18 protein-coding genes are annotated in these 13,616 nt (G+C 70.3%); 8 read left to right on the top strand and 10 right to left on the bottom strand.

From position 1 onward, the window contains the following. Positions 1-28 precede the first annotated feature (28 nt). A complete protein-coding gene (locus ACFV5H_RS16115) occupies positions 29-655 on the bottom strand; it encodes a winged helix-turn-helix transcriptional regulator (RefSeq protein ID WP_385195273.1) in 627 nt (208 codons plus the stop codon). An 83-nt stretch (positions 656-738) separates the two neighbouring features. Here ACFV5H_RS16115 and ACFV5H_RS16110 point away from each other — a divergent pair, with 83 nt between their 5' ends. Next, positions 739-1,947, top strand: a complete 1,209-nt coding sequence (locus ACFV5H_RS16110) for a pyridoxal phosphate-dependent aminotransferase (protein WP_385052834.1) — start codon at positions 739-741, stop codon at positions 1,945-1,947. Positions 1,948-1,990: 43 nt separating this feature from the next. Then, positions 1,991-2,317, top strand: a complete 327-nt coding sequence (locus tag ACFV5H_RS16105) for a hypothetical protein (RefSeq protein WP_385195271.1) — start codon at positions 1,991-1,993, stop codon at positions 2,315-2,317. A gap of 141 nt (positions 2,318-2,458) precedes the next feature. On the opposite strand, the gene ACFV5H_RS16100 is transcribed toward ACFV5H_RS16105, so the two are convergent. Further along, positions 2,459-3,022: a GNAT family N-acetyltransferase gene (locus ACFV5H_RS16100; protein WP_385195269.1), complete on the bottom strand. Its 564-nt coding sequence runs from the start codon at positions 3,020-3,022 to the stop codon at positions 2,459-2,461. Positions 3,023-3,119: 97 nt separating this feature from the next. Then, on the bottom strand, positions 3,120-3,575 hold the full coding sequence (locus ACFV5H_RS16095) for an ATP-binding protein (RefSeq protein WP_385052841.1): 456 nt from the start codon (positions 3,573-3,575) through the stop codon (positions 3,120-3,122). A 157-nt stretch (positions 3,576-3,732) separates the two neighbouring features. On the opposite strand from ACFV5H_RS16095, the gene ACFV5H_RS16090 reads away from it, so the two are divergent. The 6 genes from ACFV5H_RS16090 to ACFV5H_RS16065 all read left to right on the top strand — a co-directional run bounded on the left by ACFV5H_RS16090 (position 3,733) and on the right by ACFV5H_RS16065 (position 7,731). Further along, positions 3,733-4,563 (top strand): helix-turn-helix domain-containing protein, encoded by an 831-nt coding sequence (locus ACFV5H_RS16090; protein ID WP_385195267.1) that lies wholly within the window; start codon positions 3,733-3,735, stop codon positions 4,561-4,563. Beyond that, positions 4,560-4,766, top strand: coding sequence for a DUF397 domain-containing protein (locus ACFV5H_RS16085; protein ID WP_385195265.1), 207 nt, complete (start codon positions 4,560-4,562; stop codon positions 4,764-4,766). The genes ACFV5H_RS16090 and ACFV5H_RS16085 overlap by 4 nt, the downstream gene beginning before the upstream one ends. After that, complete coding sequence (locus tag ACFV5H_RS16080) at positions 4,763-5,392, top strand: hypothetical protein (RefSeq protein ID WP_385195262.1); 630 nt, start codon at positions 4,763-4,765, stop codon at positions 5,390-5,392. The genes ACFV5H_RS16085 and ACFV5H_RS16080 overlap by 4 nt, the downstream gene beginning before the upstream one ends. A gap of 62 nt (positions 5,393-5,454) precedes the next feature. After that, positions 5,455-5,877 carry an acyl-CoA thioesterase gene (locus tag ACFV5H_RS16075; protein WP_385052850.1) on the top strand — a complete coding sequence of 141 codons (423 nt, stop codon included), beginning with the start codon at positions 5,455-5,457 and terminating at the stop codon, positions 5,875-5,877. 226 nt (positions 5,878-6,103) lie between these two features. Beyond that, entirely contained in the window at positions 6,104-6,985 is an 882-nt protein-coding gene (locus tag ACFV5H_RS16070) for a lysozyme (RefSeq protein WP_385052852.1), read from the top strand. A gap of 86 nt (positions 6,986-7,071) precedes the next feature. After that, a complete protein-coding gene (locus tag ACFV5H_RS16065) occupies positions 7,072-7,731 on the top strand; it encodes a peptidoglycan recognition family protein (protein WP_385195260.1) in 660 nt (219 codons plus the stop codon). Between the two features lie 36 nt (positions 7,732-7,767). Here ACFV5H_RS16065 and ACFV5H_RS16060 read toward each other — a convergent pair whose 3' ends face one another. The 7 genes from ACFV5H_RS16060 to ACFV5H_RS16030 form a co-directional block, all read right to left on the bottom strand. Continuing rightward, entirely contained in the window at positions 7,768-9,153 is a 1,386-nt protein-coding gene (locus ACFV5H_RS16060; protein WP_385052857.1) for a nucleobase:cation symporter-2 family protein, read from the bottom strand. 209 nt (positions 9,154-9,362) lie between these two features. After that, complete coding sequence (locus tag ACFV5H_RS16055) at positions 9,363-10,742, bottom strand: 8-oxoguanine deaminase (RefSeq protein ID WP_385195258.1); 1,380 nt, start codon at positions 10,740-10,742, stop codon at positions 9,363-9,365. 111 nt (positions 10,743-10,853) lie between these two features. After that, complete coding sequence (gene pucL, locus ACFV5H_RS16050) at positions 10,854-11,750, bottom strand: factor-independent urate hydroxylase (RefSeq protein ID WP_385195255.1); 897 nt, start codon at positions 11,748-11,750, stop codon at positions 10,854-10,856. 7 nt (positions 11,751-11,757) lie between these two features. Then, entirely contained in the window at positions 11,758-12,162 is a 405-nt protein-coding gene (gene uraH, locus ACFV5H_RS16045; RefSeq protein ID WP_385195253.1) for a hydroxyisourate hydrolase, read from the bottom strand. Continuing rightward, positions 12,159-12,725, bottom strand: a complete 567-nt coding sequence (gene uraD, locus ACFV5H_RS16040; RefSeq protein WP_385057800.1) for a 2-oxo-4-hydroxy-4-carboxy-5-ureidoimidazoline decarboxylase — start codon at positions 12,723-12,725, stop codon at positions 12,159-12,161. The genes uraH and uraD overlap by 4 nt, the downstream gene beginning before the upstream one ends. A gap of 132 nt (positions 12,726-12,857) precedes the next feature. Beyond that, positions 12,858-13,226, bottom strand: coding sequence for a helix-turn-helix domain-containing protein (locus ACFV5H_RS16035; RefSeq protein WP_385195251.1), 369 nt, complete (start codon positions 13,224-13,226; stop codon positions 12,858-12,860). Further along, complete coding sequence (locus tag ACFV5H_RS16030; RefSeq protein WP_383339990.1) at positions 13,223-13,474, bottom strand: hypothetical protein; 252 nt, start codon at positions 13,472-13,474, stop codon at positions 13,223-13,225. The genes ACFV5H_RS16035 and ACFV5H_RS16030 overlap by 4 nt, the downstream gene beginning before the upstream one ends. Between the last annotated feature and the right edge of the window lie 142 nt (positions 13,475-13,616).

Here is a 13,616-nt window from a genome sequence, read left to right as displayed (position 1 = left end):
CCTCGTGCGGGCCTTCCGCCTTTTCGCCTCACGTCTCCCGCAGCGCCTTGGCGAGCGTGCCCTCGCCCGTCACCTCGACCCGTCCCGCGCGGACCGCGTCGGCCAGGGGCAGCTCGCCGCGGCTGATCGCCGTACAGGTGGCGGTGTCCAGGGAGAGCAGGGCGTCGGGTTCCCCGGGGGCGGGGCCGTCGCCGTACACGGCACCGCCCCCGACGCCGACGTGCAGGTGGAACCTGCCCTCGTCCAGGCTGACTTCGACGAGGCCCTCGCCCTCCAGGGCGCGCAGCAGGGGCAGCGCGAACCAGTGGGCGCGCACCGCGTCCGTGGGGCGCCGCTCGCCCAGTTCGGCCTCGCCCCAGGCACCGAGGGCCTGGAGGACGGACAGCAACGCACTCCCGCGCGGGGTGAGTTCGTACACGTACGCCGCTCCGGGCGGGGGCAGCCGGCGTCGGGTGGTGAGGCCGTCGCGTTCCATGTCCTTGAGCCGGGAGGCCAGTACGTCCGTGCTGACGCCGGGCAGGTCCGCGTGCAGGTCGGTGTAGCGGCGCGGCCCTGCGAGGAGTTCCCGGACGATCAGCAGGGTCCAGCGGTCGCCGACGACGTCGAGCGCGCGGGCGGCGGAACAGTACTGGTCGTAGCTTCGGCGAGGTGACATGCGACGCAGTCTAGACATGTTGTTGGACTTTCCAAGCTCCTGCTTGGTAAAACCAAGCAACACCACGTGAGGGGAAGCGGCGCATGGAGTTCCGGCAGTCGAGCAAGCTCAGCGAGGTCTGTTACGAGATCCGCGGTCCGGTGATCGAGCACGCCAACGCGCTGGAGGAGGCGGGGCACAGCGTGCTGCGCCTGAACACCGGCAATCCGGCCCTGTTCGGTTTCGAGGCGCCGGAGGAGATCGTCCAGGACATGATCCGGATGCTCCCCCGGGCACACGGCTACACCGACTCACGGGGCGTCCTCTCCGCCCGCCGCGCGGTGGCCCAGCGTTACCAGACCCTGGGCCTGGAGGTCGACGTGGACGACGTCTTCCTCGGCAACGGCGTCTCCGAGCTGATCTCGATGGCCGTACAGGCCCTGCTGGAGGACGGCGACGAAGTCCTCGTCCCGGCGCCGGACTTCCCCCTCTGGACCGCGGTGACGAACCTCGCGGGCGGCAAGGCGGTCCACTACCTGTGCGACGAACAGGCCGACTGGTACCCGGACCTGGACGACATGGCGGCGAAGATCACGGACCGCACCAAGGCCGTGGTCATCATCAACCCCAACAACCCGACCGGCGCGGTGTACCCGAAGGAGATCGTCGAGGGCATCCTCGACCTGGCCCGCCGCCACGGCCTGATGGTGCTCGCCGACGAGATCTACGACCAGATCCTCTACGACGACGCCGTGCACCACTCGGCCGCCGCGCTCGCTCCCGACCTGGTCGTCCTCACCTTCTGCGGCCTGTCCAAGACCTACCGCGTGGCGGGCTTCCGCTCCGGCTGGCTGGTGGTCACCGGCCCCAAGCAGCACGCGAAGGACTACCTGGAGGGCCTGACCATGCTGGCCTCCATGCGGCTGTGCGCCAACGCGCCCGCCCAGTACGCCATCCAGGCCGCCCTCGGCGGCCGGCAGTCCATCCACGAGCTCACCGCGCCCGGCGGCCGGCTGCGCGAACAGCGTGACGTGGCCTGGGAGAAGCTGAACGAGATCCCCGGCGTGAGCTGCGTGAAGCCGAAGGGCGCGCTGTACGCGTTCCCGCGCATCGACCCGTCCGTGCACAGGATCCACGACGACGAGAAGTTCGTCCTGGACCTGCTCCTGAGGGAGAAGATCCAGGTGGTCCAGGGCACCGGCTTCAACTGGCCGTCCCCCGACCACTTCCGCATCCTCACCCTCCCCCACGCGGACGTCCTGGAGACGGCGATCGGCCGGATCGGGCGGTTCCTGAGCGGATACCGCCAGTAGGAGGCCAGGAACCACCGACAGGACGATCGCGTCCGATCAAGGTATGCAAGAAGAGAAACAGGGCTGTGCGGGCATCCTCCTGGCGGCCCTGGGTGCCGTGATCGCGGTGCTCGCCTGGGCACCGAGGGCGCGGGTCAGCATCCACGGCGGCTTCGAGGGCATGCACCGGGACCTGAGCGTCCTCTACGTCGACCTCCCCCTCATCGCCCTCGGCGGCGCGCTCGTCCCGCTCACCGTCTGGCTGCTCGTCCTGCGCACACTGCGCCGCCCGTGGCTCGCGGCCGCTGTCGCGGCGGGCGCCCTCGGCCTCGGCATCTGGGGGCTGCTGAGCTGGTGGACGCCCTATCAGCAGCCGGAGTTCCTGGGCTAGGAGCATGAGTCAGTAACGAGCAAGCGGCCTCGCCGAACGTGATCGATGGATAGGTCGCGGTCGCCCGCCGGTGGCCTGTGGGGATGTGGTGGGGCTGAAAGGCCCAGCAGGTCACTGCCGGGCCTTCGTGCGTGTCGGTGGTCAGCCTTGCCGGCGGAAGTCCAGCATGTAGAAGACCTTGTCGTAACGGCGTTCGCCGACGGCGACGAAGTCGGGCAGACGGCCGTATTCGGTGAAGCCCAGCGACCGGTAGAGGTGCAGGGCATGAGTGTTGTCGCCATGGGCGTCCAGGGTGAGGACCTCGATACCCGCCTTGCGGGCGTCAGCGATCAGGGCAGCGGTCAGCGCCCGGCCGACACCACGACCATGGGCAGCGGCCTCTACTGCGATCTTCTCCAGATCGGCGTGCGGCCGATGAGTCGGTCGGGCGTAGCGGAGCCAGTACCCCAGCCCGACAAGCCGACGGTCGAGGTAAGCGGCACGCAGGGCCGCGTCCCCGGCCCGCACCGCAGAGACGACGTGGCCGAGAAGTTCCGCCACCTCATCTGGCGAGGGTGGTTCGACCCAGCCCAGCGCGGCACCTCCACTGACCAGATCCGCCAGGATCTGGTGGGCCGACTCCGAAAACCGAACCTCCAGCTCCGGATCGGAAGTCAGCTCCCCGACGTCAAGGACGGCGGGCTCCGTAGTCACACCGCTGGTCATGGTCGGCAGCATAACCAGCACAGAGCCCAGCCGAGACCCGCGCTCCAGCCTCGGCTGCAGGCACGCCGTTACTGACCCACGCTCCTGGCGGCACCGCTCAGCGCAGGACGACCTCGCACCACACCGTCTTGGTGTACGGGTCTCCCCCGGTCGTCCCCCAGTGGGACGACAGCGCCTCGACCAGAAGGAGGCCGCGGCCGGACTCCGTGTCGGATGCGGCGGGTCGCAGTGCGCCGGGTGTCGGTGGGCGGCGGTCGGGGCGGGCGTCGGTGAGTTCGATACGGAGCGTGGCGTCCTCCGGGTGGAGTGTCAGGCGGAGTCTGAAGTCACGGCCCGCCACCCGCCCGTGCACCACCGCGTTCGTGGCGAGTTCGGCCACCAGCAGGGACGCCGTGCGGTTGCCCTCGGAGTCGTACGGCCAGCCCCAGGAAGCGAGTTGCTCGGCCGACAGGTGACGGGCCAGGCGTGCGCCACGGGCGGTGGCCGAGAGTCGGATGCTGAAGCGGCGGGCGGAGTCCGTGTGTTCGCTGGTCGGGGCAATATCGACGTTCATGTCACTCAGCGTGGCCGGTCGACCCTGCCGTGCACAGCGGCGAAGTGCGTACACAGGGTCACCGTACGGGTGTTGTCCGGGTCTGTCCGGGCCGTGACGCGTGACCCCTCACACGGGCGGCGAGTTGGGCACGGGTGGCACATGGAGGTGTGAGGGCATGAGTGTGGAACCTTACGGCGCGGACGAGGAGTCGGCGGCCGTTCTGCGGACCGTCGGCAGGGTCATCAAGATGTGCCGGGAGCGGGAGGGCATGACCCAGGCCGGTCTCGCCACGGCCATCAGGTACAGCGAGGAGCAGGTGTCGTCCGTCGAGCGCGGGCGCAGGGCTCCGGCGGAGGAGTTCCTGGAGGCGGCGGACCGGGTGCTCGAAGCGGGCGGCTTGATCGCGGGGCTGAAGAAGGAGGTGGCGAACGCCCGGTTCCCCAAGAAGGTACGGGACCACGCGAAACTGGAGTCGGAGGCGGTCGAGCTGTGCGCCTACGCCAACTCGGTCGTGCACGGCCTGCTCCAGACCGAGGAGTACGCGAGAAATCTCTACGTCATGAGGCGACCCCCGTTCTCCGAGGAGCAGGTGGACGAGCTCGTCGAGGGGCGCCTGGCACGCCAGAAGATCTTCGATCAGCAGCCCGCGCCGGTCTTCAACTTTGTCCAGGAAGAGGTGACGTTGCGCCGTCCGCTCGGGGGCAGAATGCTGATGCGCAAGCAGCTCGAACACCTGTTGGAGATTGGTCACCGGCGGAACGTGGAGATCCAGGTGATGCCTACCGACCGCGAGGACCACGCCGGTATCGACGGGTCGTTCCAACTCCTGCGGCTCAAGGAGGGGGTTACGGTGGCTCACAACGAAGTGCAGCTCACGAGTCGGCTGATCTCGCACGTCAAGGAGATCCAGATCTGCGAGGTCCGCTACGGCGCCATCCGGGCCCAGGCTCTCACCCCTCGTGAGTCGCTCGCCTTCATCGAGAAAGTGTTGGGAGAGACAAGATGACCAACCCCTCCACGGAGCACGGTCGCCCACTGGAGTGGTTCAAGAGCAGCTACAGCACCGCTGACGGCCCCGAGTGCGTCGAGGTCGCCCTCACCCCCGGAACCATCCACGTCCGCGACTCGAAGCACATACAGGGCCCCCGCCTCACGTTCGCCCCCCATCAGTGGGCCGCCTTCCTCCCGTACGCCTCCGGACCCCGATGACCCGACCGCTCACCGCCGCGCAGCGCCGTCTCGTCGATGCCGCCGATCCCGGCACCGGGCGGCTGAGGGGCACGCCGGCACAGCTCGCCGCGCTGGTGAAGCGCGGGCTCGCCTTCCGGCATCCGAGGCCGCCGCACGATCACTTCCTGACCCCGGCGGGGCACCGGGCGCGCGAGGCGGGGGCGAAGACGGCGCCCGAGCCGGTGGAGGCACCGGCCGCGACCGGGGTGTTCGCCGCGCGCGTCGGCGGCGAGCACCCCGCGCCGGAGTCGGGCCCCGCCCGGCTGCGGGAGGTGCGCGGTGCCTGGCAGGGCATGCTGGAGCTGCGCCGGATGACCAATCCCGACGGGGCGACGGACCGGCCCTGCGGCTGGGAGCGTTCGCATCTGGTGCAGGCCGCCGCGCTCGCCCTGGAGGCCGCCGGACACCGCCCGGCCACCGATGGTGAGGGCGGTTACCGGGTGCGGGAGACCCCGCAGCCGGAGGCGGTCGCCGTGCACGAGCCGGACGGCGCGACGCTGCGGGCCTGTGCGGCCACGCTGGAGGAGGCCGGCTGGCAGGTCGGGGAGTACACGGAGCCGAGGACGCGGGCGCGCTATCTGCTGGCCTCCCCGCGCCGGGTGTGAGGGGCGTGTCAGGATCGGTGGGTCGGACAGCCAACCGATCAGGCGTGAAGGGGACAGACACCGTGAGCGAGCCGTTCTCCGTACGGGTGACCGTGCGCGGATACGAGACCGACGTGCAGGGTCACCTCAACCAGGCCGTGTACCTCAACTACGCGGAGCACGCGCGCTGGTCGCTGCTCCAGGAGGCCGGGATCACCCAGTCCGGCCTCATCTCCCAGGGCGTGGGACCGGTCGCGCTGGAGACCACCATCCGCTACAAGCGGGAGCTGCTCGCCGGTGACGAGGCCGACGTGAGCTGCGTCTTCACCTGGGGTGGCGGCAAGGTCTTCACCATCGAGCAGACGATCACCAAGGCGGACGGCACCGTGGCGGCCGAGATCACGGCGGTCGGCGGGCTGATGGACCTCAAGCAGCGCAAGCTCGTGCCGCATCCGCAGGACGTCTTCCGGGACCTGGCGAAGGACCCGGGCCTGTTCGGACTGTAGCCGAGGTTTCACGCGCTGAAAGTTTCCGCCGTCCGGTTACCAAGTTTCCAGGCCATCCGCTCCTACAGTGGACCAGACCACCAGAGAGGAACGGAAGCTCTTTACAGGCCTGGAATCTACGTGCGTAACTAATGACGCGCGCACGTCAAGCAGCACGGATCTGCCCAGGTGGCAGCGGCCGACGTCACCTCCTTCTCATCCCCACATGTGTCAGGAGGCAAGTCCCATGCAGGTTCTCCCCCACGTCTCCCGCCTCGGAAGACGGACGGCCACCGCGCTCGGTGTCCTCGGCGCCGCCCTGGCGCTCACGGCCACGTCCGTCGGCGGCGCGAGCGCCGCACCGCAGCCCGACCCGAAGCCCCTCAACGTCAAGCCCGGCCAGGCCTACATGGGTGTGGGCACCCGTATCCACCAGGGCGGCCCGGCCGGCGCACCGTCGCTGGGCGCCCTCGCCCCGACCGACGGCGTCCAGGGCATCGACGTCTCGCACTGGCAGGGCGCCGTCAACTGGACCTCGGTGCGGGGCGCCGGCATCCAGTTCGCCTGGATCAAGGCGACCGAGGGCACCACCTACAAGGACGACCGGTTCAACAGCAACTACCCCGCCGCGTACAACGCGGGCGTGATCCGGGGCGCGTACCACTTCGCGCTCCCCAACGCCTCCGGCGGCGCCACCCAGGCGAACTACTTCGCGAGCAGCGGCGGCGGCTGGTCGCGCGACAACCTCACGCTGCCCGGCGTCCTGGACATCGAGCACAACCCGTACGGGGCGATGTGCTACGGCCTGTCCACCACGCAGATGCGCAGCTGGATCAACGACTTCTACACCACGTACAAGTCGCGCACGAGCCGCGATGTCGTCATCTACACGACGGCGAGCTGGTGGAACACCTGCACCGGCAACTGGACCGGCATGTCCGCCAAGAGCCCGCTGTGGGTGGCGCACTGGACCTCGGCGTCGTCGCCGACCATCCCGAGCGGGTTCCCCACCTGGACGGTGTGGCAGTACACCAGCACCGGTTCGGTCAGTGGTGTCGCCGGCAACGTGGACCGCAACCAGTTCAACGGCTCCCGCGACCGGCTGCTGGCGCTCGCCAACAACACCTGACGCGCGATCACGCGGTGGGGCCGGCGGCCGTCCGTCGCCGGCTCCTTCACCTCCCCCCACCCTCCCTCCGTCCCCGAGGAGTGATCGTGCATCCCGAGAACGCCCTCCGGCGCCGTCTCCTGCTCGCCGGTGCGGCCGGACTGGCCGCCGCCACCGCCGTGCCGGGCACCGCGCAGGCGCGCGACGCCGAGGCCATCGAGCCGGACATCGACTCCACCGGGACCTGGGACGCCCGTTCCCCGCAGGGGAACATCGGCGTCCTGCAGTACCGGCCGAGCAGGATCGTCGTCCATCACACGGTGAGCACCAACACCTCCGACCTCTCCCGCGCCCAGGCGCACACGCACGCCCACTGGGTGCAGGACCTGCACCTGGACAAGAACGGCTGGGTCGACACCGGCTACCACTTCCTGGTCAGCCGGGGCGGCTGGATCACCGAGGGCCGGCACGGCAGCCTCCAGGCGCTCACCGGAGGCCGGAACTTCGTGCTCGGCTCCCACACCTCCGGGCAGAACGACCAGGCCGTCGGCATCGCGTGCGAGGGCGCGTACCACGCGGGCGCGGTACCGCCCGACGCGCAGTGGGACGTCCTGGTGGTCCTGTGCGCGTACGTGTGTGAGCGGTACGGCATCCCCTCAGCGCAGCTCTACGGCCACAAGGACTACGGCGAGACGCTGTGCCCGGGCGTGTACCACGACATGCTGCCCCGGCTGCGGGAGGAAGTGGCGGCGGCCCGGGCGGCGTAGCGTGCGGCCGGGGGTGGGCGGTGGCCGGGACGAACTCTACGGAGTGGCCGGGGTCTTCACGCCCGTGAGTTCCCCGCCCGCCTCCATCGGGTGGGTGACGTCGGTGGCCTCGCGGCGGCCGTTGCCGAGGTGGTTGAAGACGAAGTTCAGGAGGACCGCCACCACACAGCCCGTGGAGATGCCCGAGTCGAGGATGATCCGGGCCGTCTCCGGGGCGGAGTGGTAGAACTCCGGCGCGCTGATCGGGATGATGCCCACGGCCAGCGAGACGGCCACGATCAGGACGTTGTTGTCCTTCTCCAGGCCGGCCCGGACCAGGGTCTGGATGCCGCTCGCCGCGACCGATCCGAACAGGACCACGCCCGCGCCGCCGAGCACCGGGCGCGGTACGACGGCGATCAGCGAGGCGGCCATCGGGCACAGCCCCATCAGGACGAGGAAGCCCCCGCCGGTGGCGACGACGTACCGGCTGCGGATCCGCGTCATCGCGACCAGGCCGATGTTCTGGGCGAAGGCGCTGCACATGAAGCCGTTGAACAGCGGGCTGAGGGCGGAGCCGAGGGTGTCGGCGCGCAGGCCGGCCGCGATGGTCCTCTCGTCGGCCGGCCGGCCGACGATCTCGCCCAGCGCCAGCATGTCGGCGGTCGACTCGGTCATCGACACCACCATCACCACGCACAGCGAGACGATCGCGGCGAGCTGGAACTGCGGCGCCCCGAAGTGGAACGGGGTCGGGAAACCGACGATGTCCGCGTCCGCCACCGGGGAGAAGTCGGTGACCCCGAACGGGATCGCGAGGAGCGTGCCGGCCACCAGGCCGAGCAGGACGGCGATCTGCTTGACGAAGCCGCGGGTGAAGCGGCGCAGGAGGAGGACGATCACGAGGGTGGCGGCGGCCAGGCCCAGGTTGGTCGCCGAGCCGTAGTCGTCCGCCGCGGGACCGGAGCCCTGCGCCCAGCCGAAGGCGACCGGCAGCAGCGAGACGCCTATGAGCGTGATGACCGTGCCGGTGACGACCGGCGGGAAGAAGCGGACCGCCTTGCTGAAGAACGGTGCCGCGAGGAAGCCGAGGAGTCCGGCGACGGTCACCGCGCCGAAGATGACCGGCAGGGCGTCGTTCCTGTCGTCGGTGGAGACGACGATCGCGGTCATCGGGGCGACACCGGCGAAGGTGACGCCGTTGACGAAGGGCAGCCGGGCGCCGATCTTCCAGACGCCGAGGGTCTGCAGGAGGGTGGCGAGGCCCGCGGTGAACAGGCAGGCGCCGGTGAGGAAGGTGAGTTCGGTGCCGGTGAGACCGATGGCCGCGCCGACGATCAGGGGTGGGGCGACGACGCCCGCGTACATGGCGGCCACGTGCTGCAGGCCGGTCGTCGCCATCTTGAGTGCGGGGAGTTTCTCGTCAACGGGGTGGTCGGCCACTGCGGCTCTCCTCCGGTCGGGTACACGTCGGCTCTGACGCGGGTGTCAAGGAGGTGGTGGGGTTGGTCGGTCGTGCGGGACGGGTAACGGTGTGGGGGGTGCCCGACCCGGGGAGTTACCCGCCCGGGTCTCGGCCGTCGCGGACCCCGATGGGCGTCCGCGGACACCGGCCGGGAGCCGTCCCTCCCGGCCGGAGACTTCGACGGGGCTCAGCCCCGCGCGGCGATCCGGGCCAGCCGCCGGGCCTCCGTACGGGTGGAGCGGGCGATCTCGTCCTCGTCGGCCGTGAGCAGACGGCCGTTCTCCACGATCTGCCGGCCGTTCACGAAGGACGCGGTGACCGGGGCCGCCGCGCCGAGGACCAGCGCGGTCACCGGGTCGGCGATGGAGGCGTGCGCGAGGGTGTCCATCCGCCACAGCACCAGGTCGGCGAGCTTGCCCGGCTCGAGGGAGCCGGTCTCCCCCGCGCGGCCCAGCACTCGGGCTCCGCCGTACGTGCCGAGGCGCAGCGCCTGCCGGGCGTTCAGGGCGGCCTCGCGGTGGGCGCCGAGGCGGTTGACGAGGAGGGCGTTGCGCAGTTCGGTGTGGAGTTCGCCGGACTCGTTGGAGGCGGTGCCGTCGACGCCGAGGCCGACCGGGACGCCGGCCGCGAGCATGTCGGGGACGCGGGCGATGCCGGCCGCGAGACGGGCGTTGGACGACGGGCAGTGGGCGACGCCCGTCCCCGTACGGGCGAAGGCGGCGATGTCGGAGTCGTTCATGTGGACGCAGTGCGCCATCCAGACGTCCTCGCCGAGCCAGCCGGTGGACTCGAAGTAGTCGGTCGGGCCCATGCCGAACAGCTCGTGGCAGAACTTCTCCTCCTCGACGGTCTCCGAGCCGTGCGTGTGCAGGCGTACGCCGAGCCGCCGGGCCAACTCGGCTCCTTCCCGCATCAGTTCGGTGGAGACGGAGAAGGGGGAGCAGGGGGCGACGGCGACCCGGGTCATGGCGTCGGAGGAGGTGTCGTGGTGGCGGCGTACCGTCTCCTCGGTGGCGGCGAGCGCGTCGTCGAGGGTCTCGACGGCGAAGTCCGGGGGCAGTCCGCCGTCCCTCTCGCCGCGGTCCATGGAGCCGCGGGCGAGGGTGAGGCGCACGCCCATGTCACGGGCGGCCCCGATGATGGCGCCGGACAGGTCGCCGGTGCCCCGCGGGAAGACGTAGTGGTGGTCCATGGCGGTGGTGACGCCGCCGCGGGCCATCATCGCGAGCGAGCCCCGGGCCGCCGCACGCACCATCGGCTCGTCGATGCGCGCCCAGGTCGGGTAGAGGGCGACGAGCCAGTCGAAGAGGTTGTGGTCGGTGGCCAGGCCCCGGGTGATCCACTGGTAGAAGTGGTGGTGGGTGTTGACCAGGCCGGGGGTCGCGAGGTGGCCGGTGGCGTCGATCCGCCGTACGACGTTCTCCAGGCCCTCGGGGGCCGTGCCCGTGCCGAGCGACTCGATGCGGTTGCCGGCGAGGACGAGGTGACCGGAGGCGTACTCGGTGTCCTTCGCGTCGACGGTCGCGATCGCGCAGTTCTCGATGACGGTGCGCCGGGTTGCTGCCATGGTTCGTCCTTTTCGCGTACGTGGAGAGGGCACGGCAGGACCCTGGAGGTCTGAGTGCCGCGGCCGGTCGGCGGACCGTCCGGCCGCGGGTGCCGAAGGGGAGGTGCGGGCTTACAGGTTGGTGAGGTCCACCGGTATCCGCGCCTCGCAGCCGTCCCGCAGGACGGTGGCCTCGATCAGGCCGTAGGGGCGGTCGGCGGCGAAGTACACCTCGTTGTCGTTCTTGAGGCCGAACGGCTCCATGTCCACCAGGAAGTGGTGGCTGTTGGGGAGGGAGAAGCGGACCTCGTCGATCTCGCCGCGGTGGTCGATGATCCGCGTGCCCATCTGGTACATCGTCTGCTGCAGGGACAGGGAGTAGGTCTCGGCGAAGGCCTGGAGCATGTGCCTCCTGGTCTCCTCGTACGACGTCTCCCAGTCGGGCGTCTCCTGTTCGTCGTCGGTCCAGTTGAACCGCCAGCGGCCGGAGACCGAGGTGGCGAGGATACGGTCGTAGGCCTCCTTGAGCGTCGTGTACCTGTCCTTGACGTAGCCCCAGAACTCGGAGTCGGTGGAGTTCAGCACCGTCAGGTCCTTCAGACCGGAGACGACCTCCCACTTCTCCCCGTCGAAGGTGATCTGGGCGAGCCGGGTCTCCTGGCCCTTGCGGACGAAGGAGTGCTCGCCCTCGCCGGCCGCCTCGATCCGCTCCCAGGCGTACTCCTCGATGCGGATGCGCGCCCGGTGCACGGTCTCCTGCGAGGTGACGAAGTGGCGGGCGAGGTGGATGCCGAACTGCTCGGCGGACTCGATGCCGTGCTCCTTGGCGAACGCGTACACCGTGTTCTTGGTGGTGTCGGTCGGCAGGACGTTGGCGTTGGAGCCGGAGTAGTGGACCTCGTCCATGTCGCCGGACAGGGCGACGGAGACGTTCAGGTCCTTGATGTGGTGGGTGGTGCCGTCCCGCGTGATCCTGACGACTCGGTTCTCTGCTTTGCCGTACTGGTTCTGGCCCAGAATCGTAGGCATGTGTCTGCTAGCTCCCTCGGTAAACGGAGTAGCCGAACGGGTTGAGCAGCAGCGGTACGTGGTAGTGCTCGCCCGGTGTGACGGCGAACGTGATCGCCACCTCCGGGAAGAACACTCCGGTCCCGCCGTCCCGATGCGCGGGGGCGTCCTGCTGTGCCTCGGCTTGGTTCCTCGCTGACGGTTCGAAGTACGCCTCGACCTCGAAGTCGAGCCGTACGTGGGTGGTTCCCTCCGGCAGGGCCGGCAGGCCCTTGCACCGTCCGTCCGCGTCGGTCGCGGAGCCGCCGAGCGCCCTCCAGTCCGCGTCCCGGCCCGAGCGGGCGGCGAGGCGGACGGTGACACCCTCGGCGGGGCGGCCGGCGCTGGTGTCCAGGATGTGCGTGGACACGGAGGCCGTGGTGTCGGTGCTCATGCGGGTCGGTCCTCTTCGGCTTCGGCATCGGCTTCGAATCCGGCCTCGGCTTCGGCATCGGCATCGACGAGACGGGCCAGCCGGATGCGGTTGATCTTCCCCAGTTCGGTGCGGACGATCTCGCGCTCCCGCTCCGGCGCGTTGCCGAGGCGTTCCCGGAGGGCGTCGCGCATCTGCTCGCCGGTCCGGCCGGTGGCGCAGACGAGGAAGACATGGCCGAACCTCTCCTGGTAGGCCAGGTTCAGTTCGAGCATCTCGGCCTTCAGCGCCTCCGGGGCGCCGGCCATGCCGCTCTGTTCCCGGGCGGAGGCCGGGTCCCCCGGTTTCGGGCGGCCGATCGGCGGGTGCCCCGCCATCGCCTCTTCCAGGTCGGCCGTGGTCAGGCCGGCCGTGGCGGCGTCACTGGCGGCGTACAGGTCGTCGGCGGTGGGGTACGGGCGGGCGGCGAGCAGTCGCCGGGCCCATGCCGTGGAGGCGCAGGCCTCGTGGAGTGCGGCGAGGGCCGCGTGCTCCTCCAGGGCGTTGAAGCGGGCCAGGCCCGGAGGTGGGGAAGTCGACGTCACGGAAGCCTCCGTGGCCGCGAGCGGCCTTCGTGTCGAACGGGCGTGCCGACAGTGAACGCCGTCACGAACAACACGTCAACAGTTTGTTGAAAATTCGGCGTGAGAAAGAGGAGCGCCCGTCGTCCGGGAGGTTCAGGTGCCCTTCTCGCGGTTGAGGTAGTTGTAGACGGTGAAGCGGCTGACCCCCAGCGCGCTCGCCACGGTCTCCACCCCGTGCCGCACGGCGAAGGCGCCGCGCGCCTCCAGACCGCGCACGATCTCCTGCTTCGCCTTGCGGTCCAGGTCCGCGAGCGGCCTGCCCTTCCCGCGTTCCAGCGCCGCGAGGATGTGGTCGAGGGAGTCCGCGAGCTGCGGCAGCCGTACGGCGACGACGGCGGCGCCCTCCCAGGAGAGCACCACGTCGTCGGTCCCGGCCTCGTCCGGCGGGACCATCTCGCCACCCATGGCGTCGACCAGCGGTTTCACCGCCGCGATGAAGGCCTCGTCACCGGCGCCGGTCACCGGTCGCCCTCCTCGACGACGTTGACCTGGAGCGAGATCCGGGTGGCGCCGGCGGTCAGCGCCCTGCGCAGCATCGCGTCCACGGCGCCGAGCACCGCGTCGGCGCCGCCCTCGGCGGTGTTGCCGAACGGTCCGACGTCCACCGCGTCCAGCTCGGCCGCCTCGACGACCTCCCGCGCGACCACCGCGTGCGCGGGCGCCTCGTCGAGGTCGAAGGGCTCGGTCGTGAACTCCACTCTCAATCGCACGCGCACAACCTAACGCGCGGCGCGGCTTTCGGGACCGCCGGGAAGCCGGGCGGAGGCTTCCGGCGGCCCGGCCCTCTTGACAAGTCCGGAGAGCCGACGGCAACCTTCCGTTAAGCAGAAATGAACTTCCACTATATGGAAT

It is taken from the genome of Streptomyces sp. NPDC059787 (assembly GCF_042732315.1).
Lineage (GTDB): Bacteria > Actinomycetota > Actinomycetes > Streptomycetales > Streptomycetaceae > Streptomyces > Streptomyces atrovirens.
Note: the sequence above shows the minus strand (reverse complement) of the source record. Positions and strands in the feature narration are given on the sequence as shown.

Bases quoted from the DNA above. Each gene is read 5' to 3' on its own strand.
- ACFV5H_RS16090 (WP_385195267.1), top strand. From the start codon at position 3,733: ATGAGTGTGGAACCTTACGGCGCGGACGAGGAGTCGGCGGCCGTTCTG.
- ACFV5H_RS16100 (WP_385195269.1), bottom strand. From the start codon at position 3,022: ATGACCAGCGGTGTGACTACGGAGCCCGCCGTCCTTGACGTCGGGGAG.
- ACFV5H_RS16055 (WP_385195258.1), bottom strand. From the start codon at position 10,742: ATGGCAGCAACCCGGCGCACCGTCATCGAGAACTGCGCGATCGCGACC.
- ACFV5H_RS16080 (WP_385195262.1), top strand. From the start codon at position 4,763: ATGACCCGACCGCTCACCGCCGCGCAGCGCCGTCTCGTCGATGCCGCC.
- pucL (WP_385195255.1), bottom strand. From the start codon at position 11,750: ATGCCTACGATTCTGGGCCAGAACCAGTACGGCAAAGCAGAGAACCGA.
- ACFV5H_RS16115 (WP_385195273.1), bottom strand. From the start codon at position 655: ATGTCACCTCGCCGAAGCTACGACCAGTACTGTTCCGCCGCCCGCGCG.
- uraH (WP_385195253.1), bottom strand. From the start codon at position 12,162: ATGAGCACCGACACCACGGCCTCCGTGTCCACGCACATCCTGGACACC.
- ACFV5H_RS16095 (WP_385052841.1), bottom strand. From the start codon at position 3,575: ATGAACGTCGATATTGCCCCGACCAGCGAACACACGGACTCCGCCCGC.
- ACFV5H_RS16110 (WP_385052834.1), top strand. From the start codon at position 739: ATGGAGTTCCGGCAGTCGAGCAAGCTCAGCGAGGTCTGTTACGAGATC.
- ACFV5H_RS16105 (WP_385195271.1), top strand. From the start codon at position 1,991: ATGCAAGAAGAGAAACAGGGCTGTGCGGGCATCCTCCTGGCGGCCCTG.
- ACFV5H_RS16070 (WP_385052852.1), top strand. From the start codon at position 6,104: ATGCAGGTTCTCCCCCACGTCTCCCGCCTCGGAAGACGGACGGCCACC.
- ACFV5H_RS16085 (WP_385195265.1), top strand. From the start codon at position 4,560: ATGACCAACCCCTCCACGGAGCACGGTCGCCCACTGGAGTGGTTCAAG.